Annotated in this window: 22 protein-coding genes and 2 pseudogenes; 11 read left to right on the forward strand and 13 right to left on the reverse strand. The window is 62.8% G+C overall.

Features of this window, described 5'->3' with window-relative positions; translation table 11 throughout:
• Nucleotides 1–199: 199 nt before the first annotated feature.
• Nucleotides 200–1,762 (reverse strand): PAS domain S-box protein, encoded by a 1,563-nt coding sequence (locus AB4Z10_RS12960; RefSeq protein ID WP_441470800.1) that lies wholly within the window; start codon nt 1,760–1,762, stop codon nt 200–202.
• Nucleotides 1,763–2,042: 280 nt separating this feature from the next.
• Here AB4Z10_RS12960 and AB4Z10_RS12965 point away from each other — a divergent pair, with 280 nt between their 5' ends.
• Complete coding sequence (locus AB4Z10_RS12965) at nt 2,043–2,420, forward strand: response regulator (protein ID WP_441470801.1); 378 nt, start codon at nt 2,043–2,045, stop codon at nt 2,418–2,420.
• A gap of 232 nt (nt 2,421–2,652) precedes the next feature.
• Here AB4Z10_RS12965 and AB4Z10_RS12970 read toward each other — a convergent pair whose 3' ends face one another.
• From AB4Z10_RS12970 to AB4Z10_RS12980, 3 genes are all read right to left on the reverse strand, one after another.
• Nucleotides 2,653–2,847, reverse strand: a complete 195-nt coding sequence (locus AB4Z10_RS12970; RefSeq protein WP_441470802.1) for a hypothetical protein — start codon at nt 2,845–2,847, stop codon at nt 2,653–2,655.
• Between the two features lie 4 nt (nt 2,848–2,851).
• Nucleotides 2,852–3,781, reverse strand: coding sequence for a hypothetical protein (locus AB4Z10_RS12975; RefSeq protein ID WP_441470803.1), 930 nt, complete (start codon nt 3,779–3,781; stop codon nt 2,852–2,854).
• 77 nt (nt 3,782–3,858) lie between these two features.
• Nucleotides 3,859–4,716, reverse strand: coding sequence for a L,D-transpeptidase (locus AB4Z10_RS12980; protein WP_441470804.1), 858 nt, complete (start codon nt 4,714–4,716; stop codon nt 3,859–3,861).
• Between the two features lie 309 nt (nt 4,717–5,025).
• Between AB4Z10_RS12980 and AB4Z10_RS12985 the strand changes: the two genes are divergently transcribed.
• From AB4Z10_RS12985 to AB4Z10_RS12995, 3 genes and pseudogenes are all read left to right on the forward strand, one after another.
• Complete coding sequence (locus AB4Z10_RS12985) at nt 5,026–5,382, forward strand: ArsR/SmtB family transcription factor (protein ID WP_441470805.1); 357 nt, start codon at nt 5,026–5,028, stop codon at nt 5,380–5,382.
• Nucleotides 5,375–5,686: pseudogene (locus AB4Z10_RS12990) on the forward strand (arsenate reductase ArsC); the annotation flags it as partial. The gene AB4Z10_RS12985 and the pseudogene AB4Z10_RS12990, both read left to right, overlap by 8 nt.
• Nucleotides 5,685–6,548, forward strand: a pseudogene (locus tag AB4Z10_RS12995) (arsenic resistance protein); the annotation flags it as partial. The pseudogenes AB4Z10_RS12990 and AB4Z10_RS12995, both read left to right, overlap by 2 nt.
• Before the next feature lie 15 nt (nt 6,549–6,563).
• On the opposite strand, the gene AB4Z10_RS13000 reads toward AB4Z10_RS12995, so the two are convergent.
• From AB4Z10_RS13000 to AB4Z10_RS13015, 4 genes are all read right to left on the reverse strand, one after another.
• Nucleotides 6,564–6,788, reverse strand: a complete 225-nt coding sequence (locus AB4Z10_RS13000; RefSeq protein ID WP_441470806.1) for a GDCCVxC domain-containing (seleno)protein — start codon at nt 6,786–6,788, stop codon at nt 6,564–6,566.
• A gap of 121 nt (nt 6,789–6,909) precedes the next feature.
• Nucleotides 6,910–8,469: a DHA2 family efflux MFS transporter permease subunit gene (locus AB4Z10_RS13005; RefSeq protein WP_441471080.1), complete on the reverse strand. Its 1,560-nt coding sequence runs from the start codon at nt 8,467–8,469 to the stop codon at nt 6,910–6,912.
• Nucleotides 8,453–8,959: an isoprenylcysteine carboxyl methyltransferase family protein gene (locus AB4Z10_RS13010; protein ID WP_441470807.1), complete on the reverse strand. Its 507-nt coding sequence runs from the start codon at nt 8,957–8,959 to the stop codon at nt 8,453–8,455. Before AB4Z10_RS13010 ends, AB4Z10_RS13005 begins: the two co-directional genes overlap by 17 nt.
• Nucleotides 8,956–10,008, reverse strand: coding sequence for a type III polyketide synthase (locus AB4Z10_RS13015; protein WP_441470808.1), 1,053 nt, complete (start codon nt 10,006–10,008; stop codon nt 8,956–8,958). The genes AB4Z10_RS13010 and AB4Z10_RS13015 overlap by 4 nt, the downstream gene beginning before the upstream one ends.
• Nucleotides 10,009–10,114: 106 nt before the next feature.
• On the opposite strand from AB4Z10_RS13015, the gene AB4Z10_RS13020 reads away from it, so the two are divergent.
• On the forward strand, nt 10,115–10,309 hold the full coding sequence (locus AB4Z10_RS13020; RefSeq protein ID WP_441470809.1) for a hypothetical protein: 195 nt from the start codon (nt 10,115–10,117) through the stop codon (nt 10,307–10,309).
• A 667-nt stretch (nt 10,310–10,976) separates the two neighbouring features.
• On the opposite strand, the gene AB4Z10_RS13025 is transcribed toward AB4Z10_RS13020, so the two are convergent.
• Nucleotides 10,977–12,290 carry a hypothetical protein gene (locus AB4Z10_RS13025; protein WP_441470810.1) on the reverse strand — a complete coding sequence of 438 codons (1,314 nt, stop codon included), beginning with the start codon at nt 12,288–12,290 and terminating at the stop codon, nt 10,977–10,979.
• Complete coding sequence (locus AB4Z10_RS13030; RefSeq protein ID WP_441470811.1) at nt 12,290–13,000, reverse strand: TnsA endonuclease N-terminal domain-containing protein; 711 nt, start codon at nt 12,998–13,000, stop codon at nt 12,290–12,292. The genes AB4Z10_RS13025 and AB4Z10_RS13030 overlap by 1 nt, the downstream gene beginning before the upstream one ends.
• A 1,618-nt stretch (nt 13,001–14,618) precedes the next feature.
• Between AB4Z10_RS13030 and AB4Z10_RS13035 the strand changes: the two genes are divergently transcribed.
• The 3 genes from AB4Z10_RS13035 (at nt 14,619) to AB4Z10_RS13045 (ending at nt 16,362) form a co-directional block, all read left to right on the forward strand.
• Nucleotides 14,619–15,191: a metallophosphoesterase family protein gene (locus AB4Z10_RS13035; RefSeq protein WP_441470812.1), complete on the forward strand. Its 573-nt coding sequence runs from the start codon at nt 14,619–14,621 to the stop codon at nt 15,189–15,191.
• 106 nt (nt 15,192–15,297) lie between these two features.
• On the forward strand, nt 15,298–15,678 hold the full coding sequence (locus AB4Z10_RS13040) for an MbcA/ParS/Xre antitoxin family protein (RefSeq protein WP_441470813.1): 381 nt from the start codon (nt 15,298–15,300) through the stop codon (nt 15,676–15,678).
• A gap of 312 nt (nt 15,679–15,990) precedes the next feature.
• A complete protein-coding gene (locus AB4Z10_RS13045) occupies nt 15,991–16,362 on the forward strand; it encodes a c-type cytochrome (protein ID WP_441470814.1) in 372 nt (123 codons plus the stop codon).
• 69 nt (nt 16,363–16,431) lie between these two features.
• Here AB4Z10_RS13045 and AB4Z10_RS13050 read toward each other — a convergent pair whose 3' ends face one another.
• Together AB4Z10_RS13050 and AB4Z10_RS13055 are read right to left on the reverse strand one after the other, a co-directional pair.
• Nucleotides 16,432–18,666 (reverse strand): xanthine dehydrogenase family protein molybdopterin-binding subunit, encoded by a 2,235-nt coding sequence (locus AB4Z10_RS13050; protein WP_441470815.1) that lies wholly within the window; start codon nt 18,664–18,666, stop codon nt 16,432–16,434.
• Nucleotides 18,667–18,678: 12 nt separating this feature from the next.
• The gene (locus AB4Z10_RS13055; RefSeq protein WP_441470816.1) at nt 18,679–19,125 is read right to left on the reverse strand and encodes a (2Fe-2S)-binding protein; all 447 of its coding nucleotides are present in this window, start codon (nt 19,123–19,125) and stop codon (nt 18,679–18,681) included.
• 337 nt (nt 19,126–19,462) lie between these two features.
• Here AB4Z10_RS13055 and tehA point away from each other — a divergent pair, with 337 nt between their 5' ends.
• The 3 genes from tehA to AB4Z10_RS13070 all read left to right on the forward strand — a co-directional run bounded on the left by tehA (nt 19,463) and on the right by AB4Z10_RS13070 (nt 22,958).
• Nucleotides 19,463–20,434, forward strand: coding sequence for a dicarboxylate transporter/tellurite-resistance protein TehA (tehA, locus tag AB4Z10_RS13060; RefSeq protein ID WP_441470817.1), 972 nt, complete (start codon nt 19,463–19,465; stop codon nt 20,432–20,434).
• A 62-nt stretch (nt 20,435–20,496) separates the two neighbouring features.
• The gene (locus tag AB4Z10_RS13065) at nt 20,497–21,078 is read left to right on the forward strand and encodes an NAD(P)H-dependent oxidoreductase (RefSeq protein WP_441470818.1); all 582 of its coding nucleotides are present in this window, start codon (nt 20,497–20,499) and stop codon (nt 21,076–21,078) included.
• Complete coding sequence (locus tag AB4Z10_RS13070; protein WP_441470819.1) at nt 21,075–22,958, forward strand: cation:proton antiporter domain-containing protein; 1,884 nt, start codon at nt 21,075–21,077, stop codon at nt 22,956–22,958. The genes AB4Z10_RS13065 and AB4Z10_RS13070 overlap by 4 nt, the downstream gene beginning before the upstream one ends.
• Here AB4Z10_RS13070 and AB4Z10_RS13075 read toward each other — a convergent pair.
• Complete coding sequence (locus tag AB4Z10_RS13075) at nt 22,949–23,737, reverse strand: alpha/beta fold hydrolase (RefSeq protein ID WP_441470820.1); 789 nt, start codon at nt 23,735–23,737, stop codon at nt 22,949–22,951. The genes AB4Z10_RS13070 and AB4Z10_RS13075 overlap by 10 nt on opposite strands.
• Between the last annotated feature and the right edge of the window lie 199 nt (nt 23,738–23,936).

Consider the following 23,936-nt stretch of genomic DNA (forward strand, 5'->3'; position numbering starts at 1 on the left):
GCACGTAGCGCGGGCAGATGATGCAGCGAGCGCGCCAAGAGGCTCAGACCCAGCAGTCGACACRATCAGTTTGCCGTTCCAGCKCAAGGGCTCCGGCTTCGACCACTGCGCTGGCGCAGTCCGCCGTCGAAGCGGGCGCCCGGATCTCGCGCCCTMARACCTKCAAAGCGATAGGCGCCTTCACACMGACAYCGTCGGCCTAGCTGTTCAGTCGATCCATCCGGAGATCGAGCGAAAGCGACAGACCTTCKGGATCCCATTTCCGCTCGATTGTCGCGCCGAGCCCACTCAGCGTCGCCTTTTCGAGCTTGCTGCCGAAGCCCGCCTGCGCGGGAGWTCCCGCAATCGTTGGGCCGCCGCGCTCCGTCCAGTGGAGTTTCACCGTCTCGCCTTCGCGCACGAGCTTGACGTTGAGCCGACCTTGCGGTGAGGAGAGAGCGCCATACTTCGCCGCGTTTGTCGCAAGCTCGTGCAGCACCAGGGCAAGGGCCGTCAAAGCAGACCCTCCAACGGAAACCTCTGGCCCAGAAATCTCCAGCGCCTCCCGATTCTCCGCCTCGTAAGGCGATAAGAGTGCACGCACCAGGCTGAGAAGGTCGGTGGAGGCGCGATCGCCTTCGGCGCCGGCCGAGATCGTAAGATCATGAGCGCGAGCCAACGCCGTAAGCCGTTCGCGAAGTTTCTTGGTCAATTCTTCCACGGTAGTGGCCGATCGCGCGCTCAGCGAAATCAGCCCGCCGGTCAGGGCAAAGAGATTCTTGATCCGGTGGTTCATCTCGCGCATCAGGAGGGCTTGCTGCTCCTGCGCCTGGATACGCTCGCTGATATCGCGCGCAATTTTCGACGCGCCGACGATCACGCCATCCTCGCCGCGGATTGGTGAAACGGTCAGTGCCACATGAATGAGCGATCCGTCCTTGCGCCGCCGCAGGGTTTCGAAATGGTCAGTCCGGCGTCCTTCGCGAACCCCGCCGATAATCATATCCTCTTCGTGCAGGCGCTCATCAGGGATCAGCATCGTTATCGGCTGCCCGATCGCTTCCTCCGCGGTGTAGCCGAACAGGCGCTCGGCGCTGGCATTCCAACTCGTGATCGTGCCATCGAGGGATTTGCTCACGATTGCATCGTCGGAATGGGCCACGATAGCAGCGAGCTTCGCATTGGCTTCCTGCGCCACCCTCCGGGCCTCGGATTCCCGACGCGCCTCAGCAAGAAGCGCGGCGTTGTCGATGGCAATGGCAGCGTGAGCGGCGATCGCCTTGACGATCTCCTCTGCCTCTTCGTCGAATTGCCCAGGCTCATCGTGAGCAATGAAAATGCCGCCATGAACGCTGCCCGTTCGCGAGATGACCGGAACCGCGAGGTAGCTCACAACGGGCAAGTGACCGGGAGGCATGCCAAAATGCGGAGCGCTCAATCCGTATCGGGGATCCTTGCGAATATCGTCCGAGCGAACGACGCCGGTGCCATCAAATGTTGGCGCAAACACCGCTGTTTTACGCGGCATCTCGAAATCGGCGAAGGCCGATCTCGGTACCCCCGACAGCGTGTAGAGGCTGTAGATTTCGCCCTTTTCGCCGACTTGATTGTAGAAGAAGGCGCCGAACTTTCCCCCGGACCACTTGGTCGCTGCATCCGTGACGAGGCCGACCAGTTCTGCGAGGTCGAATTCCCCGACAGCGCGGGCAATGCGACTGAACATCCGCATGCGCTCGATCTCGGTGGAACGCGCATCCGCGCCTCGCACTTGCTCCCTGCTCAAGCGTCTTCCCCCGCGCAATCAATCCGAGCGCACCTGAAGATGCCATGTCAAATCGAGCGGCAACACATCATTTGCCAAGTCGTCCTGTCAATGCACCGCTTACAATCTGGAGGAAGCCCCACTGGGTGAATCGCCCATTTCTTCCGATCGAGATAATGACGCCCACCCGTCAATTCTCCCCATTGGCGGAACTGATGCGATCCAGTCCCGTTTCAACGAATTGGGGCTCGGTTCTAGCGTTCGCCGTCGCAACGGCTGTGGTCCAATCGTCGAGGCCGGGATGATCCATGCGAGCCCCCACGTGAGACCGACTATCCTGATCGTCGAAGACGAGCCGCTTCTGCTGATGGATGCGATCGACATGGTGGAGGAGGCGGGGTTCGAAGCCGTGGAGGCATTCAATGCCGACCGGGCAATAGAGATTCTGGCGTCGCGGTCCGACATCCGTATCGTGCTCACCGATATCGAGATGCCGGGCTCTATGGATGGTGTGAAGCTCGCCCAATATGTTCGCGACCGTTGGCCTCCCATCGAGATCATCATAGTCTCTGGTCATCGCACCGTGGCCGCCGAGGACATGCCGGATCGCGGCCTGTTCTTTTCCAAGCCCTATAATCGCCACGCCCTCGCTTCGGCGATGAGAAGATTGGCGTCATAGCAGCGACCGTCGGCCATCGATCGGACCATCGAACCGTCGGCCACCATCTGTTTCGAGCTGCGGCAGCCCTCGTTCCTCAACCTGGCGTGAAGTATATTCCACTCGCAATGGAAGCGTCCCGGACCAGTCGCAGGGAAGGTCCCGCCTGGTTCGGCGGTGAAGCGCTTTCCGGGCCAAGGTTGGGCGTGGAGGTACATGATTCGTGATTCATCCAGCGGCGCACGCATGCGAATCACCGTGGTTGCGAGCCCAGGGAAGAGTCCTCATCCTGCCGCAGCGATCGGCGCTGACCCTCTGAAAAGTGACCGCGCAAGAAACCGCGCGACGAAGCAGCATCGGCGTCGTCCGCTATGACGACGAGATTGCGCAGCACCATCCGGATCGCCTGCCGGGAATCTCTCCTTGCTTCCTCCAGAACCGCATCCACCTCCTCATCGAAACGGCACAAAGGCCCGGTTCAAGCGTGAAGCACTGCTCGCTCGGCGCGTTTCTCGAGCGCGCTCCAACGAGCTCGCCGCTCGCCGGGCCGTGCGCAATTGCTCGAGCGTAGGTTGCCACCATCCTCGGAGGAGGGCGCTCACCGCGGTGGGATGTCGGGCAGGCCAGGTTTTCACAAGTTCGTCGTGCGTCGGGCGACGCCACAATGCCCAGACCAGATCGTCGGGTTGTCCGGAACTCCAAGGGTAATGCCGGGCGGCGGTCTCCGCGGGAACGACCTCGCCGGTAACCTCAAGGACGACGAGCGGTCCTTGATGGGACATGACCACTCCGTCGAGCGGGGGCTGCTCGCTCGCCGGGACAGGATAGCGCCGGCGGCGCCGCTCAGTCATCGCTGCTTTGGCGTCTTCGTACTCGGGCGAGGATTTCGCCGCTTCGCGCCGTTGCCTTCGAACTTCCGGCTCGCTGCGTTCGGCGGCGGCCTCGATCGCCGGCCATCTCCTGCGAAGTTCATCGATCGAGCGGAATGGTACGTGCCAAGCCTTGTCTTCTCCGTTCCACCACGCCCACGGAACCGCGCGCAATTCGTCGACGACGGTTCGTGAATAAGGGGTGCGCACGACGAGCTCATCGGCGACCTCCAGATAAGGGCTGACGATCGGCTCGAACGAAAAGGAATCGCGGCCGCGCTGGTCGGCGAGGCTGAAGGCGCTCGGCAGCTCACGATCGAGCCATCGCGCCGCGCGAAGCATCGCCGTCGTGCCCGGGATCCGCCAAGCAGCCAGGTCGTCGTTCCAGCGCGCTCTCGGAAAAGCGTCCCGAAAGCGTTCGACGGCAGCGGCGTCGAACGGGAAGGAAACGATGGCACCCGACCCTTCTTCATCATCGCGAATTTCAATATCGTTGCGTTCGCGCCTAGCCATCGGCCTACGATCCCACAGTCGCGAGGGACGGCGCCTGTCCCGTCGCCGGTTGAAGCGAGTAGCCGCAGTGGTGCTGCCTACTGCGTGAAGCGGACCGTCGTGCCGGGCCTGACAAGCTGGGCCAGTTCCTCGGCATCCCAATTCGTGAGCCGCACGCAGCCATGCGATGACGCCTTGCTGATCTTCGAAGGCTCCGGCGTACCATGAATGCCGAAGGTCGGCTTCGACAGCTCGATCCAGACCGTACCGACAGGATTGTTGGGACCTCTCGGAAGCACCAGGCGACGCTTGTTCTTGCCCTGCTGGAAATTCTTGACCGGATCGTAGCGATAGGTCGGGTTCTTCACGACCCTCACCACCTGATACTCGCCCTCGGGCGATGGGGTGTCCTCGCTGCCGATGGTGGCCGGATACATCGCGATCACCTTTCCCATCGCATCGAGCGCTCGAACCATGCCGTTGGCCTTGTCGGCCTCGACGGTTCGCGCCTCGTCGGAAGGAGCGGTTCGACCGACCGAGACGACGTGCAGCGTTTCTTCACGCTTCCGATCATGCGTTCGCGGGTTGAGGACCCTGAGAAGGCCCTCGCTCATATGAAAGCGTTCGGCGAACATCTCCTGCGCGTTCCGGTAGCCGAGCCGCTTCATCCGGGCCTGGCGAGCGTAATCGTAAGGGATGCGCCGGACGAACCGGGTTTTGATATCGTCCTTCGTCACGACGTAGTCCGAGACGATGTCCGAGCTGACGTCCCCTTTGAGCGCCTGCCATGTCGGTGCGTCGATGATCTCGCCGGTTCCGAGATTTTCGCGGCGACGGAACTGGTCGATGGCCTTCCGATAGTTGTCGCCGTCCAGTCCGTCGATCTCCCCGGGAGAGACCCCCTGACGCGCTAGCAAGACCTGAGCCTTGACGATCGATGCGTTGGGGCGCGTCACATTGCTTTTCATGCCAGCCGGACGGCCTGCTAGGTTCACCTCGTCGGCGGTGAGGGCTTTTGCGGCTGCCGGAGCCAGCAAGACGCAACCGCACACCAAGGCTGCCAGGAATATCTTCAGCAGCTTGAAAAGAGCTCGCGGCACGGACGTCACCACTGTTCGATCCATGCAGCGGCAACGCGATATTTAATCCCGGAGTTCCATGGTGGCGCGCGCCCAGGGGAGAGGCCACCGCGGGCGAAGGTGGGTCACGCCGAACTCAACCGAAAACCGTCTTGCGCCAGCCAATATGTCGATAGGTCCCGACGTATGGAAAATGAGCAAGTCATACTCGCCCTGGCGGCGCTGACGCAGGGTACCCGCCTGGACGTCTTTCGTTTGCTGGTGAGCGCGGAGCCGGAGGGACTGCCTGCCGGCGAGGTCGCCCGCCGTCTCGCAGTTCCCCACAACACGATGTCGTCGCACCTAAGCATTCTCAGCCGGGCGAGGCTCGTTCGTTCGGAGCGCTTCAGCCGCTCGATCGCCTACCGAGCCGACCTCGACGCGCTTCGATCATCCATCGCCTTCCTCCTCAAGGATTGCTGCGGCGGTCGCCCGGAGATCTGTGCGCCGCTCCTGGCCGAGCTCACGCCCTGCGGCCCCCCGAAGGTCGCGACCGATGCCTGATCGCGTCCACAACGTGCTGTTCCTCTGCACCCACAACTCCGCCCGGTCGATCATGGCCGAGGCCTTGCGGAACCATCTCGGAGAAGGGCGCTTCCGGGCCTTCTCCGCTGGCAGCGAAGGCGGCCCGGGGCCGAAACCGATGGCGCTCACGGTGCTCGAAGCCGAACACATCCCGACCGAGGGTCTGTCGTCGAAGACCTGGGATGTCTTCGCGGAACCGGGTGCCCCCGTCATGGATCTCGTGATCACGGTCTGCGACCAGGCGGCGGGCGAGGCGTGCCCGCATTGGCCGGGGCAGCCGATCGCTCGGGCAGGTCGGGAGGCACTGGCGCGGGATTGGCGTCACGCTCTTCATCAACTGGGCGGTGAAGCCGTTCTCGATGGCGGCGCTCGGCTGGTTCTTCATCGCCTGGCTGTTCCGGCCGTGGCTCCTGGCCGACCAGGTCAACAGCTACATCGCAGGTCTCATTATCCTGGCGGCAGCGCCCTGCACGGCGATGGTCTTCGTCTGGTCGAACCTAACGAGGAGCGAGCCGCACTTCACGCTGAGCCAGGTCGCTCTCAATGACGCGATCATGGTCATTGCCTTTGCGCCGATCGTCGGTCTGCTTCTTGGCTTGTCGGCGATCACCGTGCCGTGGGGAACGCTCGTTCTCTCGGTCGTCCTCTATATCGTCATTCCCGTGATCGTCGCGCAACTCCTCCGCAGCCGCCTCCTGGCGAACGGCGGGCAGGCCGCGCTTGATCGACTGCTCGGTCGCCCGGGACCGGTTTCGCTCGTGGCTTTGCTCGCGCCCCTCGTGCTGCTGTTCGGTTTCCAGGGCGAGCAGATCCTCGCCCAGCCGATGGTGATCGCGCTGCTGGCGGTGCCGATCCTGATCCAGGTCTATCTCAATGCCTGACTGGCCTATCTCCTCAACCGGATCGCTGGCGAGCAGCATTGCGTCGCGGGGCCGTCCGCCCTGATCGGCGCCTCGAACTTCTTCGAGCTTGCCGTTGCCGCCGCGATCAGCCTGTTCGGCTTCAATTCCGGAGCAGCGCTCGCCACGGTTGTCGGCGTTCAGATCGAGGCTCCGGTGATGCTTACTGTGGTCTGGATCGTGAACCGATCGAAGGTTTGGTACGAGCGGGGCGCTGCTTCCTCCCGCGCGCATCCCGCGGAGTAAAAATCGGCGTCGGGGCTATCTACTGCAACATGAGGATGAGGCCCCGCTGGCACGGCTCTCCTGGATCGGAGGGCAAGGCACATCGCCATAAGAGCAGAAGACGCAGCAATCGCCTTCTTTCGGTCTGAGCAGGATTCCGCAGCCTTTGCACTCGTAGAAAAACTGGCAGGCATCGGTCGGCATCGCTTCCGGCGCCTGATGGCCGCATTTGGGGCAGGTGAGGACAGAGATAAGCTGCATCGTGCATTCTAGCGTAGAGTACGTCACGACCGATATCGTAGGCAGGAAGCTGCCACTGGCGCAGAAGGGCAATGCGTCGCCGCGCCGGGCTTATTCGACATATAGCTCGACACCAAGCCCCTCAGACGCGAAACGGATCGCCGATGGGCACCTTCCTGGCGAAGGGAACAAATGCCAATGCTGCGATTGTGAGGACGGCAACCAGTCCCCAGGCCTCGTTGATCGACAGGACCAGAGCTGCCTTCTCGACCAGTGGCTGAAGCAGCGCCTGGGCCTGCGCGTCGAGCGGCCCGGGCGGGCGCATTGCCATGAGTTCCACAGGCACGCCGATGAACTTCGCCGTCTCGACATCACCTCTTTGCAGCCGCTCCATGATCGCCGTGCCGTGCAAAGGCGAGCGGCTGTAGATGACGGTGTCGATCAGGGCGAGACCGATCGCGCCGCCAAGGTTGCGCATCAGGTTGAACAGGCCGCTGGCGTCTGGAACGCGCATCGGGGGAAGCTGCCCCAATGCAAGGCGCGTTGGTGGTAGAAGGCAAAACATGATTGCCAGGCCACGGACGACCTGCGGCCAGAACATCGCGTCATAGTCGGTCTCCGGGGTCTGAAGTGCACTCAGTCCCAAGCCGAGGGCGAAGAGAGCGAAGCCGATGCCGGTCAACAGGCGGACTTCGACACGACGCTCCAGAGCGACGGCAACCGGCGCGATGGCAAGTTGGGCGACGCCGGTCACCAGCATGATCTTGCCGATCTCAAGGGCGTTGTGATCGCGCACGAAGGCCAGGAAGACCGGCATCAAATAGACCGATCCAAACAGCCCGATGCCAAGAACAAAGCTTAGGATGCTGCCGATCATGAAATTCCGGTCGGCAAACCTTCTCAGATCAACGATCGGATTGTCGGCTTGCAACGTCCGCTTGATGAAGCCGAAACCACTCGCCAAGCTTAGTACCATGAGCCCCAGGATCAGGCCCGAAATCCAGCCACGCTGAGGCGCCTCCTTCAGAGCGATCTCGATCGCGGCCAGCGCGATCGCCATCATCACCAGAGACAGGGCATCGAGCTTGCGCGCTTCGGCGAGGCTCGGCTCGTCACCTGGCAGGAGGAAACCAGCAAGTCCTGCTGAGAGGATACCGGGAATGACGTTGATCAAGAACAGCCAATGCCAGGAATAGGTCTGCGTGATCCAACCGCCGACGATCGGCCCGACCGTAGGCGCCAGCAYGGCAAAGACGCCAGCCAACGTCGTCGCGATGGGGTGCTTGCTCGGGGGGAAGAGCAAAAAGACAGCCGAAAAAACCGCGGGAATCAGAGTACCACCTGAAAAGCCCTGGAGGATGCGCCAAGCGATCAGGGCTGGGAACGACTGGCTCGCCGCACAGCCGATGGAAGCGACGGTAAAGATGGCGAGCGCCACGACGAACAGCCAGCGCATCGAGAGAAAGCGCGTCAGGAAACCGGTCAGCGGAATCGCGATGACCTCGGCGATCAGATAGGCGGTCTGGACCCAACTCATCTGGTCGGGCGGAATGTCCAGTGCGCTCTGAATCGTCGGCAGGGACGTCACGACAACCTGCACGTCGAGGATCGCCATGAACATGCCGATGCACATGGCGGCAAAGCCGATCCATGTCGCCACGCTGACGCGCCTTTCGCGCATCACATCAGCCAGGGGCGGCATGGCGAACCTCTTCAAGCGCCGTATTCTCCGCGCGAATGCGGATCATCAGGACGAGGCCGTTGGCGATCGAAAAAACAAGGGCGAACCATGGCAGGCCAAGGCACAGGGGCAAGACAGCGATCTCGCCAATGACGACGATGTAGTTCGGGTGCGACACGAACCGGTAAGGGCCCCGCGCCACGAGCCTTTCGCCGGGTGTTACGATAATGCGAGTCGTCCAACGACGGCCCAGCGTCGCCAGAACCCAAAGGCGCAGCCCTTGAAGCAGGCAGAAGACCGCGAGCCAGCCGAGATGGAGCGCGTATGCCCAACCGAGCCCCCAAAGCCCGATCAGCCACGTCGCGTGCAGCAGGACAATCAGCGGATAGTGCCCAGCAGCCTTCTCCACCGCGCCGTTGGCCAGCAAAGCAGACGTGTTTCTGTTCGCGAGGCAGAGTTCTCCAATCCGTTCGGCAGTCACCAGGGCCAGCAACAGGATGGCCGGCGTCATGCCGCTTGCCTCAGGGACGCGCAACTCACGGTGAAGCCCGGCCCCATTGCCGTTAGCAGGGTGCGCGAGGGCAGGCGTGCCGCGATCGCACGCTGGAGGACGAAGAGGGCCGTCGGAGCTGACATGTTGCCATAGTCGGACAGAACGGAACGTTCGTGGTCGAGCGCTCCTTGCCTGAGTGACAACGCGGTTTCCAGGGCCTCGATCACCTTCTTCCCGCCTGGATGACAGGCAAACAGATCAACGTCGGAAAGCGATAGCCCTTCACGCTCCAAGATCCCTGTGATGGCGGGGTTGAGCCGCTCCTCCACGAAGGGCGGGATCGCCCGGTCGAAGATCACGCCAAAGCCCTCGGGATCGACAGTCCATCCCATGATATCCAGCGTATCGGGCCACATGTGCTGCCCGGTCATCTCGACCGTGGCGATACCATCCGGTCCTGCCTTCAGGATGCAGGCTGCGGCGCCATCGCCGAACAGGGCGGTTGCAACAATGTTGGCCTTCGTCAAAACATCAAGTCGGAAAGCCAGCGAGCAGATCTCGACAGCCACGAGCAGGATTGTTGAACCAGGGCGGGACGCGGCCAATCGAGACGCGATCGAGAAACCCGATACGCCGCCGGCACATCCCAGGCCAAACACCGGCACACGTTCGACGTCGCTTCGGAATCCAAGTCGCTCGGCGACACGGGCATCGAGGCTGGGGGTCGCTATGCCCGTCGATGAGACCGTCACGATCGAATCGATCTCGGACGCCTGAAGCCTGGCGGCGCCCAGCGCCTTCGTCGTTGCCTCCACGAACAGGTCGCAAGCGCCAGCAATATAGGCGGCGCTGCGCTCGGGCCATCCTAATGGCTGCAAATACCACTCAATCGGCCGGACTGCATATCGGCGGCTGATGCCCGAACTTTCGAAAACGCCAGCCAGGCGCTCGAAATCGGGATAGCGATCAGCAAAATTCCTATGGGCGGCGGCTGCAACATCGCGTTGGCTCAATTCCTGGGGCGGGACAGCCGTCGCGATGGAAACGAGCTTGACCGGATGAGCCATAGCCACTTCCTGGCATGGCGCGCGGCACCGTCCGATTCGGACGGACCTGCAACACCATCCCAACTACGCGTCAGTGAGCCCTTAAGTTCCAGGACAGGCTGCGTGATTGCGGCGCGTGCGAAAGGGAGACGCCAAGCCGCGCTTCATGATGCCCCTTCCACGACGGCTCGCCGAGCTTCCAGTCCGCCGCGTCATGCTGGCTGCGGCCTTCTGGCTCGGTCTCGTGCTCACATTCTTCGCCACCCTATTCTCAGCGTCATGGACCGACGTTGCGACGGCTGCCAAGGTCGCGGGAACCTGAGTCTGGCCCTTGCTCCTGGTTACCTGGCTGCTGCTTGGCACCAGATATTCGGGGGTGCAGACCCCAACCGGCTGCTGCGGCGTTCCGCCAAGGCTGCCGACAGAACCGCCGTATTCGCGGCGCAGTTCGCGCTCTCATATGCCTGCCGGCACTTAACCTACCCGCAGACTGGCTGGGGGCGACGCTTCCGCTCTCGGTGACCGCGTTGGTCTTCGCTGCGCTAACCTTCGCTGCGCTCGCCACGGCCACTCAGGTCTGGCGGGCGGAGGACGTCGAGAGCCTGGCTCACAGCCATGAAGACCTGCCTCCCAAACTCCGCACCTGGTCGAAGCCGACGGTCAGCCGCTCGATCGCCTTCCACTCACATTGGCCCGCTTTGCAAAGGCCGCCGCAGGCTGCGGCGATCTTCCGCTCACATCGAGGCGCACTTTGGGTGGAAACGGACCAAACTTCCGGAGCGCCTACATGAGGAGGCAGGCATAATGTTTCCGCAGGCAATGACATAAGATCTTGAAATCATTCAACGGCGACGAGGGACTTCTGCAGGCTAAGTTCCGTAAATTGAGGGATAGTACTTCCGCATAATTGTGCGTACGGACCGCGTCAGAGCAAAAAAAAGAGCCCGGCCAAAGGAGCCAGGCTCTTCTCAGCCGAAAGGGGCGGGAACCTAGAGATCCGGAGGAATTTCAGACCGCCGATAGAACGAAGCCATGACCTGTTTATGCGTCAAAGCCGGTTCGATGCCCCTCGACGCCAATTCTCGTTTCAGGATCGGCATGTGCTTGGAGCGGCCGCGCGCGAGTTCATGGAGTGATGCGAACTGAGCCTTGAACGCTTCGGCGGCTTTTCGAGGGACGGCGACGTAGGGACAGCGGTTTTTGGGACTTATGCGCCTCTCGCTCGATAGCGCCTTACTCTCGACGAGTGCGCTCAGAACCCGATCTGTTGTGCCGAGCATGTCTGCCGCTTGGCCCATCGTAAGATGATCGCTGTCTTCACTGCGTATGAGTCTTTTCACCTCGGTGACATCGACCAACAGAGACGGGAAACCGGTCGTAGCGGTCCATGAACCGACCCAACGGAGCCGGCGGTCCAGGATTAGTCTTACAATCTCCATTGCTGAGCAGCAGGTACGTTTCGCGGCAGCGGCGATCGTCATCTGGGGCCACTCTGGTTCTTTGACCCAAACGACGTTGGTGAATAGCCGCATCTTAAATTCGTCGAGCTCGCGACGGTCGTAGCACTGATCGCCAAGCTCGAGCCGTTCATGGCCTTCCATTGGCTGAATGAAGCCATGATCAACCAGCAGTTTCGTGTGTACGCGACCAGAGTTCAGGTTGGTCTCGACCTGCTTCTGAGTAAGTGCGTTCTGAAGTTTGTCGAGGACCGGCACGGCAGCCTCAGACGAGAACGTTGCCACGTTATCCGTGAGGTGATCGGACCTGGCGGTTAGGATGCCGGATGCGCGAAGCACGCGCCGGAGACGCTTACGGTGAAGCCCGGTTGCGCTGCTTGCCGTGGAGACCGAATGGAGGCGCCGCTCCGTCACGATCTGCTTGCCGAAAAGAAGATCCTCAGGACTTACGGGGGCCGTATCCGCAACGAAGTCAATGATGAGGTTGCGGATGCAGTCGTAATTCGGGTCTTCCCGAAGCGAATACAGCCATTTGAAGAGCCGACCGAACCATGCTTGCGGCCCTGCACTGTGCCCATGCGAACCGACATGCGCCGTCCAGAGATCATGCAGAAGCTCCCTGACGCGCTTGGGCCCGCCAATGGCCAGGTCGAATCCAGCTTCTCCTGCGCTGCGCCAGTCTTCATCGCTCAGTTCTTTCAGCGTGACGTGTCGGCCCCTCTGGATGACCGCGCCGACGACTTCATAGCCGTGTGCAAGCCGAGACCTGCGCTTGTACGCGATGTTGTCGATGACCAGGCGATCCTGGAATGCGAGGTTGAAGCGGGGTGTGAATTCGGTCGACATCACGCAAGCTCCTCGTCATTCGAGGCGGTGACCAGACCGATCCGAGCGGCGTAGCTAATCCGCTCGTCGTTGAGGAGGCGAGCCTTGCCGCTAGCAATCAGGCGGATGACCGCTTGGAAGCCTTCACCCTCGAGTTTGCTGGCTTGGACGATTTGCCCAACGGTGGATTGAGGGGTCTTGGCGAGAAGAGTTGAAACCGCCGCATCATGGACCGGATTGGAGGTTCGACGAGACAGGCGGATCAACTTGGCGTTGTGTACCAGGTCTAGCGAGATGTCCCGGTCGGTGATCAGCTTAACGTAGTCGGCGAACCCGCCTGGAAGCTGCAGGGCCATGGACCTCAGCTTATGATCGAGACCTTCGCGCTGCGCCTTTTCCCACGGCTTCACGGCTACAGCTATCTTGCAGCCGGACAGGAGGGTTAGCAGGAAGTCGAACGTGTATCGCCGCCTCGTTCCTGCGGCGTCGGTCCAGTCTATCGCGGGCGGCTGCTCGACGATGTCCGCAATATCTGGACAGGTCGAGAGGACGAGGGCGACGTCGCGCTCCAAGCCGCTCTCACACATCAGCTCGTAGGGGACGCTGCCTGCAATGATGCTGGGCCGGCAGGCGCCACGGCTTTTCGAGTGAACGTTGCGCGAGGATCGAGATTCGCCTGGCAAATAGACGATCGGCGCCGGCGAGGGGGCAATTTCAACAATTGGGTTCATGAGATCTATTCGTTCGGTAGGCGCGCCACCGCGATCTCAGTATTCGTGCGAAACTGCTTGCACGCGCTCGCGCTCGCAGGTACACACGAATGACCAAGTCGGCAGTCGCCGGGTATGGGAATCGCTCCGAGGTTCTGAAGGCCGCTAGGAGCGAAGGATTTCTACGGGAAAGCACTTCGATTGCCGTCGAAGTGCTTTCTTCGTTCTGGGCGCGGTTTTACATTGCGATGCCCTCCGCTTCAGAACCGGGCACGGCAACGGCCAATCGCTCGGCCTCCGTTCGGGCGGCTCCTTGGAAAATTCGGGCGATGCCCAGAACGCGGCAGATCGCGGCTATTCTGGGATCGGTCGTCACAAGGTCCGGCTTCAGAACGATAAGCCCCGAAAGTGAGCCGGCTGGCGCATTGCCCAACTTAGGAGGAAGCTCGGCAATCAACGCGACGTAGTCTTGGACAGAGGGTGGAGTAGGGGCGGATACCGCAGCGATCGAACGCTCTGATGCTAAATCGATCGCGACGAGCGATCGCAACTCGCAGAACTTGATCTGGACGGCCCAGGGCTCGTCAGCATCTAGCTGACTTGTTCGAAACTCCAAGTTTGACACGCGACCTCCTTTTGGCCGCAAGCGCCGAAACCGCTTGACCTGTTACCTAGGTCGCAAGAGAGTTCGGAGCTCATCGGCGCCAGCCTTTGAGATGGTGAAGTTCGGGGGCTCGATACTTTCCTAGGGTCTCTCGCCAACGAACTTCATTGCAAAAGCGTCGGCTTTCGCCGGCGCTTTTTTGTTGTTTGCGAGCTTGGAAGCTGAATTGCGCGGCTCGCGAAATCAGGATCAGCAAGTAGCGGCCTCCCGTCGAGTCGATTCTTTCGAGCGGTGGACCCTCAAGCTCAGCTTGCCGCGCTACCGCTTTGAGCCGCGGTGCTAGGGGTTCGAAGTCGAGCGGTTGGGTTCGATTCTAGCTGCAACATTCTGAGATTGTTCAAAATTTCCCAGATCAAGGAATCGATCGTAGGTATCTTGACTCTGTTTGAGTGTAATGTTATGCGGTCCCCCGCGGTGCGGCGGAAATTCGCGGGGGTAATTGTGCGCGATTTAAATTCAGCACGCCGGTTTTTTATTTGCGAATATTACAATTCCGATATCAAATTCGCAGTATTATTGCTCGCGCAGGCGATGGCGATACCGGCTATTTCGGGCGTTTAGCCGCTTGCCTCTCGCCGCGCGGTACGCGTTCTGGCGCTCCCCCAACCACGAATTGCTACTGACAGTCTCAGCCAACGCCAGCATCTAACCTGCTGACTGGTCATTGGGGCCGCTTCGCTCCTTCCTGCCTGCATACATCGCCTCAGGGCGGTTGCGCCGCCGAGCGTGACGCGTTCCTCCTGCTACGAAGGTCTTCGGATGCGTCTGCTTGTCATGTCGGACATCCATCTGGAGTTCGGGCCGTTCGCATTCCCCGCCGACCTGCCGGATTCGACGCCGCGGTCTTCGCTGGCGACATCCATCAGCCGGTCACCGCCGCGGTCGAATGGCTCGCGCAAGAGCGCGACACCGGCGCGCTGAAAGGTCGACCGATCGTCTACGTCCCCCGGCAACCACGAATTCTACAATCATGAAATGAAGTCCGAGCTCGCCAAAGGGCAGGCGGCCGCTGACGAAGCAGGGATCCTGCTGCTGAACAGGCGCGCCGTTGTCATCGACGGGGTCCGCTTTGTCGGTGCGATCCTCTGGACCGACTACCGGTTGCTAGGCACTCCGAAGCCATCAATGATCACGGCTGGGGACGAGATGAACGACCACCGCCTGATCCGATATCGAGAGGACAGTGGCCACCATGCCCGGTTCATGCCGTGGCACGCGGCCGCCGAACATCGCAAAGACCGCGATTATCTGAGGCAGGAACTCGAGCGGCAGCACGGCGGGCCCACTGTGGTCGTAACCCACCATGCGCCGCATCCAGGCTCGGTGCAGCCGCGACATCAGGGTGGATCACTGTCTCCGGCATTCGTGTCGAATCTCGGTTGGCTGATCGAGGCCACCAGGCCGGAGTTGTGGATCCATGGGCACGATCACGGCTCTCACGATTACCTAGTCGGGCAAACGCGGGTGTTTGCCAACCAGGCCGGTTACCCGCGCGATGGATTAAGAGAGAACCCGGGTTTCCGGATCGACTGTATCGTCGAGGTCTAGGTTCGGGCAATGATACTGGCCTTGGCCCGGCTAGGCCCGCGCCGCTCGGGGTTGTCTCTCTTACGCTAACGGGCGCCGTCGTCCTTATCCGAGAAAAGGAATTGTCGTGCCAGGTCAACATTTCCCTGTTTCATCTGCTGAATCGGGCGCGGTCGTCACCAAAGCCGCTATTCGGGCAGCGGACCAGCTCAAGATCAGCTCCGAGACGCTTGCCGCGATCATCGGCGTCAGTGAGGTTACAATCTCGCGCATCAGGCGCGGCGGCTCTGCACTTGAGCCTGGCACAAAGCCGTTCGAGCTTGCCGTCCTTTTCGTGCAGTTGTTTCGCTCGCTCGATGCAATTGTCGGCGGTGACGATGAGATCGCCGCAAGCTGGCTTGCCAGCGCGAACATCCCCCTCAATGCCCGGCCGATCGAGAAGCTGCAGACCGTGGCCGGGCTCGTTGATGTCATCGCCTATCTGGACGCACGTCGCGCTCTCAACTGAGCTTGGAGGGATCTTACCGCTGTAAAAAGGGCGGCCGAGGACATTGCCATCAACGGAGCAGTCATCCTCGCCTTCACGTCGGTCAGATCCACGCCCTCACTCAGGCTGAGCGCCGCAAGCGTAACCTGCTTCGCTCGGATCGCCGGTGGCGGCCAGAGCGCGGTGGCCTCACCCAGCTTCAAGCCGGTGATGGAATATCTTTGCGTCCCGAAACAGCGTGTTTTCGTCCTCGGGCTGCATTCGGCTGCCGCCTAACCTCATCCGCATCCGGATCGCGGCCGCAGTGGCCGGTCTTTGAGAGAGGGATGAGTCATGATGCTGGGAAAACGACTTCTGCTGATCGCCTGCCTTGTGGGGAGTGCCGGTCTCGCGCATGCGGAGGGCGACGCGGCAAAGGGAAAGACGTTGTTCTCCCGCTGCTCCGCCTGCCATGCGGCCGGGAGCCAGAACAAGATCGGACCCGGACTCGCCGGCGTCGTCGGTCGCCCGGCGGCGAGCGCTCCCGGTTTTCGTTACTCGAAGGCGATGACGGGCTCCGGCCTGACCTGGACCGAGGAGCAGCTCGACACCTATCTCGGGGGACCTGCGAAGGCGGTTCCCGGGACGACCATGGCGATCGCGGTCCCGAACACACAGGATCGCAGCGATATCATCGCATTCCTGAAGACGCTGCCTGCGCAGTAGGGGCGGGCCGCCCAAAAACACTCGGGCGCGCGCCGGTGAACATCACCGAAGAGAGTTCTCTCCTCCGGCTCAGCTTCCGAATTTCGCCTTCGACAGAGGCAGGCTTCGGATGTGCCGGCCGGTCAGGGCGGCAACCGCGTTGACCACTGCCGGGGGAACGCCGGGCAGTCCAGGCTCCCCGACGCCGCCCATCGGCGCTCCGCTCTCGACGATCTCGACATGAACCTGAGGCATCGCGGCTCGGGACAGGATCGGATAGTCATCGAAATTGTGAGACTGGCGTAGGCCCCCATCATAGACGAGTTCCTCGAACAGCGTGGCGGAGAGCCCTAGCGCTGCCGCCGACTCGACCTGCGACTTCACGATCGCGGGGTTGACGATGCTGCCGGGATCGAATGCGATCCAGAGGTTGTGAACCTTGACCTCGCCCGCTTCGAGCGAGACCTCGGCGATCGTCGCTGTTTCCGAGCCGAAGGGCGAGGCCATGGCTACGCCGCGCGCCCGCTTGCCGCCCTCCGCATCATAGGGGCCGCGCTTCCAACCGCCCGAGATCGCGGCCACCGTCTCCAGCAGCTTCCGATGGCGTGGCTTGTCCTTCAGCAATTCCATGCGGAGCTGGAAGGGGTCCTGTTTCCCGGCATCGGCCATCTCGTCGAAGAAGCCCTCGTAGAAGTAATCGTTCATCGAGTGACCGACCGAACGCCAGAAGGCGATCGTCACGGGATGGGGGAAGCGGACATACTCCATGCTGCGGGACGCGATGGCATAGGGCTTCTCGACGATGCCCTCGACCGCGGAGCTGTCGACCCCGCCCTTCGCGCCGGCGCCGAAATAGCGTCCCAGCGGTCCTTCTCCAACGGTACGGACCTGGATGGCGGTCGGCTTTCCATCGGGGCCAATCGCGGCCCGGAAGCGGCTGAAGCTCAACGGGCGCAGCGCGTCGCGCTTGAACTCCTCCTCGCGGGACCAGAGCAGCTTGACCGGCTTGCCGGTTTCCTTCGCCAATAGGATCGCCTGCTGGAAGGGATTGCCGGGCCCATAGACGAAATGGCGCCCGAAGAACCCGCCGAGCATCGGCGAATGCAGGATCACCTTCTCCGGCGGCAGTCCGGCCGCCTGAGCCGCGACCGACTGGAACAGCTCGGGCATCTGGTTGGGAAGCCAGAGCTCCAGCGAACCATCCGCGTTGAAGCGCGCGATCGACGAGGGCGGTTCGAGCTGGCCATGAGCGAGGTATGGCGCATCGTACTCGGCCTCTACGGTCTTAACGGCCTTGGCGAAGGCTGCCGCAACATCGCCCTCCTTTTCGGCCGAGACGGCCTGGGCGGTGTTGCCTTTGAGCGTGGATAGCAGGCCCGCCGAAGAGTAGTCCGCCGCGACGGCGTCGAAGCCACTCGCAGGCGGCGCGGACCAGGTCACGTCCGCCGCCTCGACCGCCTTGCGAGCCCGGTACCAGCTGTTTGCGGTGACGGCGACCGCGCCGGGCAAGCGGTGCACGCCATGGACTCCCGGCATGGCCTTGAGCGTGTCTTCATTCGCGATCCCGGTCGGGTTCGTGCCGAGATGCGGCGCATGCTGCACGGCCGCGTAGAGCATGCCGTCGACTTTCTGGTCGATCGCGTAGATCGCTTTTCCGGTCGATTTCTCACGAACGTCGAGCCGGGGTACGGGCTTTCGCAGCCAGCGGAAGGTTGCGGGGTCGCGCAGCTTCACCTCGGCGGCGGGGGTGAGCTTCAAGGCCTCCTCGGCGAGTTCGCCATAGGCTACGCGCCGACGGGATGCCGCGTGAACGACATGGCCGTCTTCGGTCGTGAGACTGTCGGGCTTGACCTTCAGGCGCGCCGCGGCTGTCCGAATGAGCATTTCGCGCGCGCTGGCGCCGAGCCGGCGCATCGGCATGTAGCTTGAGCGCGTCGAGAAGCTGCCGCCCGTCATCCGCAATCCGTCGATGACGGCGTAGTCGGGTCCGGGTGGCGCGCATTCCACCTCGAAGCGGGCCGGGTTGACGTCGAGCTCCTCGCCGATCGTCTGCGCCATGCCGGTGTTGATGCCCTGACCGCCTTCGACGAAGGGGCTGAGGATCTTGAAGCTGTTGTCCTTGCCGATGACCAGGAAGGCGGCAACGCGTGTGCCCGGCTTGACCGCCTGAGCGGTCTGGGCGCGCGCTGGGATGGCGGGCAGCAGAGCGCCCAGCACCAGCGAGGCCGCGCCACCGAGAACGCCCCGGCGAGAGAGATTGGCGACGCCTTCGACGGGGATCAGCGCAGTTGCGTTGGTGGACTTGATCGCTGCGAGCATGTTCATGTCGATCCCTCCTCAACCAGCGGCCTGATGGATCGCCGCTGCGATCCGATTGTAGGTCCCGCAACGGCAGAGATTGGTCATGGCGTCCTGGATGTCCGCATCGCTCGGCTTCGGCGTCTGCTTGAGTAGCGCGGTCGCGGCCATGACCTGTCCCGACTGGCAATAGCCGCATTGCGGCACCTGCTGCGCCACCCATGCCTCGACGACCTTATGGCCGACAGGATCCTGCTCGATCGCCTCGATCGTGCGGATTTCCGCGGTGCCGACGCTGTCGAGCGGCATCTGGCAGGACCGGACGGCCTGACCGTCCATTAGTACAGTGCAGGCGCCGCATTGGGCGATGCCGCAGCCGTATTTCGTCCCGGTCAATCCCAACGTATCGCGCAGAACCCAAAGCAAGGGCGTCTCCGCTTCCGCATCGACCTCATATGCAGCCCCGTTGACCTTGATGCTTGTCATGACCGCTTCCCACTGCGCGAATGAAGCATGAACCTTAAAGGGGGCGGGGCCAGCGCGCAGGACGAAGACGAGGCGATTTCGGACAAATCCCTTCGAGAGCCACGAGCGCGTCTGTGGTGCAAAGACAGGCAATCGGGACGTCCCGCGCAGGGATGTTTCGCGCCCACGTCCCGAATTGCCTCGTCTTCGTCCTGCGGTCCTGCTGGGTTTGCCGCTAAGGTCCGCCATGTCCCGACCGGGCCGATGAGATGCGGAGATATTCCTCGCTCGCGGAGGCGCGCGTCTCATTAAGCCACCTAGCCGAACAACCCAAAGCCCAACCCGGATGGACAGATCCATGAGCAAACCCCTCGCCATCCCCGCCTCCTTCTTCGGCATGGTTCTGGGGCTGATCGGGTGGGGCAATAGCTGGCGGGCGGCGCATGAGGTCTGGGGGCTGCCGGCTGCGATCGGCGAGGCCCTGATGCTGGCAGGCGGTTTCGTCTGGGCCGTTCTCCTTGTCCTCTTCGCCGCCAAATGGCTGGCGGCTCGCAGCGAAGCCATCGGGGAGGCGAACCACCCGGTCCAGTGCTGCTTCATCGGGCTGGTCGGAGTTGCGACGATGCTGGTTGCGATTGCCGCCAACCCCTATTCCAGCCCCGTCGCGGTGGCGCTTTTTGCGGCGGGATTGACCTTCACTCTGGTCTTCGCCCTGTGGCGCACCGGCATCCTCTGGCAGGGCACGCGCGATCTGGCCGCGACGACGCCAGTCCTCTATCTGCCGACGGTCGCAGGTTCCTATGTCACCGCGATCGGCCTGACGACATTCGGGCTCGGAGACTGGGGCCGCCTCGCCTTCGGGGCTGGCCTCCTGAGCTGGTTGGCGATCGAATCCGTTCTGCTCCACAGGCTCTACACAGCGCCGGAGATGCCGCCGCCGCTGCGGCCGGTGCTGGGCATCCAGCTGGCTCCGCCTACGGTCGGCGCCGCGGCCTATCTAAGCGTCACGAGCGGCCCGCCTGATATCGTCGTCTACGGCCTGATCGGCTACGGCTTGCTGCAGCTCCTGCTGCTCGCGCGGCTGGCACGGTGGATCTTCGCTGCCGGTGTCACAGCCTCGGTCTGGGCTTTCACCTTCGGGCTCACCGCGCTGGCAACGGCGATGGTCAAACTCGTCGGCCGCGGCGATGCAGGTCCGGTCTCCGTCCTGGCGCCCGTCGTGTTTGCATTCGTCTCGATCGCGATGGGCGCGATCGTTCTGCGGACACTCTGGCTCCTAGTCAGGGGAAGGCTGCTGCCAGCCCCACCGGCTCCGTCGGCCACGCGCTGACCGCCGCGACGTCCTCCTCCAGATCAAACGCCCCGACGACGATGCAAAACTCAGCAGACCACATGATCTTGAGCCCGGTCGCAGAGGAGACGAACCCGGTCGAGCCGACTGGCCTGCTTGTCATCGCTCACCCGCGGCTCGACCGCAGCGTCGTGAACGCCCGCCTGGCGAAAACGGCGGCCGAGCAGCCCAGGATCGAGATCCACGATCTCTACCAAGCCTATCCAGACTATCAGATCGACGTCGCTGCGGAGCAGGAAAGGCTGCTGCGCCACAAGGTGATCGGGATCCAGTTCCCGCTGTTCTGGTATTCGGTGCCGGCTGTCCTCAAAGAGTGGTTCGACCTCGTCTGGCTTCACGGCTTCGCCTATGGCGGCAGCGCGCCGCGCCTTGCCGGCAAGACCTTGTTCTGTGCGGCCTCCACCGGCGGCGATGAGCGGAGCTACCGCGAGGACGGTCGCAACGGTTACAGGGTGGAGGAATTCCTGCGGCCGCTGGAGCGGACAGCGGCGCTCTGCCAGATGCACTGGGCCGCGCCCCATCTGCTCCATGACGCCCCTCGGTTGCGTGGAGAGCAGCTGGAGCAGGCAGCGCAGGGATATAGGCGCTATCTCGACAATCTGATGCGGGAGACCGTCATATGAGCACCGGCGAAATCCTGGTCCGGACCTTCGTCTATCTGCTTGCCGGCGTCATCGCCGTCCCTCTGGCCAAGCGTTTGGGGCTCGGATCCGTTCTCGGCTACATCATCGCAGGCGCCGTGATCGGCCCGGGCCTGCTCTCCTTGACGGGCGATATTGCCGCCGTCAGCCATGTCGCCGAATTCGGCATCGTCATCCTGTTGTTTCTCATCGGCATGGAGGTTCGCCCTGCGCTGCTGTGGCAGATGAAGGGACTAATCTTCGGGCTCGGCATGGCACAGATGCTCGCCGTGTCGGTGGTGATCACGCCCATAGCCATGATGCTGGGGCTCTCCTTCGCGGTCTCGGTGACGCTTTCTCTCATCCTCGCGATGAGTTCGACCGCGCTCGTCATGGCCACACTGGAAGAGAAGGGGCAGCGGTCGGGGACCATCGGCCGTGCCTGCTTCGGTGTGCTGCTGTTTCAGGATCTCTCCATCATCCCGCTGTTCCTCGTCGTTCCGCTGCTGGCGTCGAACGCATCTGCGGCAGCGGAGGGCAATCCGGCCGCCTGGCTGCGCGGCGCCGAGGCCTTGGTGGCAGTAGTCTTCGTCGTCCTCGCAGCCCGGTTCGCCGTCAGGCCTCTGTTCCGATTTATCGCGGCAACGCATTCGCGCGAGGTCTTCACCGCAGCGGCATTGATGCTCGTCGTCGGCGTGGCGGCTCTGATGACCGTCGTCGGTCTGTCGCCGGCTCTGGGTGCCTTCATCGCCGGGGTTGTCCTCAGCGAAACCGAGTTTCGGCAGGAAATCGAGAGCGACATCGATCCGTTTCGCGGCTTGCTGCTGGGGCTGTTCTTCATCACGGTCGGAGCGGGACTCGATCTCCAACTGCTGCGAAGCCAGCCGCTTTCCGTCATCGCGATCGCGGTGGGCCTGATGCTCGCCAAGACGCTCGCGATGTACGCGGCCTCCCGCGCCTTCCGTTTCCGTCCCATCGAGGCGATTTCGCTGGCTGTCCTGCTGGCGCAAGGCGGGGAGTTCATCTTCGTCTTCATCGGCTTCGCCAAGCAGTTTGCGCTGCTGCCCGAGCAGCTGTCGCGCCTGCTGCCTGCCGCCGTTGCCATCTCGATGCTGCTGTCGCCGCTGCTGATGCTCTTGCTGGACCGCATCATCCGTCGCCGGATCGCTCCGTCGCAGCAGGCCGCGCCAGACGTCCAATTCGAGGATCGCGTCGATGTCATCGTCGCCGGGTTCGGCCGTTTCGGGCAGATCGCGGGCCGGTTGCTGCAGGCCAACGGCCTGCGGATCTCGATCATGGACACGAGCCTGACCCAGATCGAAATCCTGCGCCGCTTCGATCAGCGCGTGAATTTCGGGGATGCAACCCGGCTCGACCTTCTTCGCGCCGCGGGAGCGGAAACGGCAAAGATCCTCATCGTCGCCATCGACGAGCGCGAGCAGATCAGCCATCTGGTCGAAACGGCTCGGACGTCGTTTCCGCACCTCGTGATCCTCTCGCGTGCGTGGGATCGGCGCCATGCCTACGAGCTGCTGCGCCTTGGAGCGGATCACGTCGAGAGCGAGACCTATGAATCCAGTCTTTCGATCGGGAAGGAAGCCTTGATCCGTTTCGGTTTTCGCGCTCACCGGGCGCATCGGTCTGCAGCCTTGTTTCGAATGCACGACCGCTCGCTCTTTGGTCGGAGCCGGCCATCGAGTGCAGACGAGAATGGGTTCCTGCAGGCGTCGAAGGCCGCCGCATCGACCCTGGCCCAGCTCCTTGCCGCAGATCTTGAAAATGAGCGCTCGCACCGGGGCCAGGAAGAGGACTGGGGCACGCGCGGGCTCTACGGGGAACTCACCGCCGACACACGGGAAGCCTCGGGCGGCGGTCAGACCTGACGATAGCCGCCCGTGACCCAGGCCGAAACGGCATCCATATAGCCCGCGGCATCATCCTCCCAGACGAAATGGCCGGCATGGAATACCCGGTGGGCGGCATGGGGAAGGTTTCGCGCCAGAAGCTCGCCGTTGGCCGGCGGCACGATGGGGTCGTCCTTGCCGGAGATCACGAGGACGGGCGTCGTCACCGTCGGCAAGAGGGCCTGGAGCCTCGGCAGATCGCGCGGATAGGCCCTGACATAGTCCGCGGCCTCGATCCAGCGCCGCCCCAGTGAGGACAGGCGGAAATCTTCCATAGCCTCGGCCGGTGGGGTCGCACGCGTCAATCGGGTGATCGTGCCGACGACCTGGGCGCCGCCGTCGGGCTCGCCATACGTCCCCGGCTTCGCCTCGATCACGCTCCGCAAGCCCTTGCCGAGCAGGCCCATGTCGACGCTGCCGCTGCCGACCACGAGGCTTTCGAACAGGTCGGGCCGGGTGGCCGCCGCGAACAGCATCGCCGAGGTGCCCACGTCGGGACCGATGGCATGCCACCGTGCGATGCCGAGCTCTGCGGCCAGGCGGATGACGAATTGCCCCATGGCTGCCGGCGACATCAGTTCGGAGCGATGATCCGAGCGCCCGAAGCCCGGGAGATCGACCGCAATGACGGGGCCGAGCTGCATCAGGTCGTCCCAGATCGCGTGAAATGCGTAGATGCTCTGCGGCCAGGGCGCAGTGATGAGGATCGGTAGGCCGAGCCCCGGGCTTCGCAGAATCCGAAGCTTATACCCCTCCACGGGGATGAACCCAGGCTTGAGAGGATCAAAAATGGCTTTGACCATGATGCCGCCTCGCTGATGCACCTTGCGGGATGTAGACGGATATTCGGCGGCTCGATCCGTCAAAGACACGCCGATTTGGGACAATCCGCGCGATCCGTCAGCCTTGTGTCTTGAAGCCTGCGCGCCGCTGGCTATGTCGCCCAATGGTGGCCGA

Origin of the sequence: Allobosea sp. RAF48, from assembly GCF_052114025.1 — a bacterium.
GTDB lineage: Bacteria > Pseudomonadota > Alphaproteobacteria > Rhizobiales > Beijerinckiaceae > Allobosea.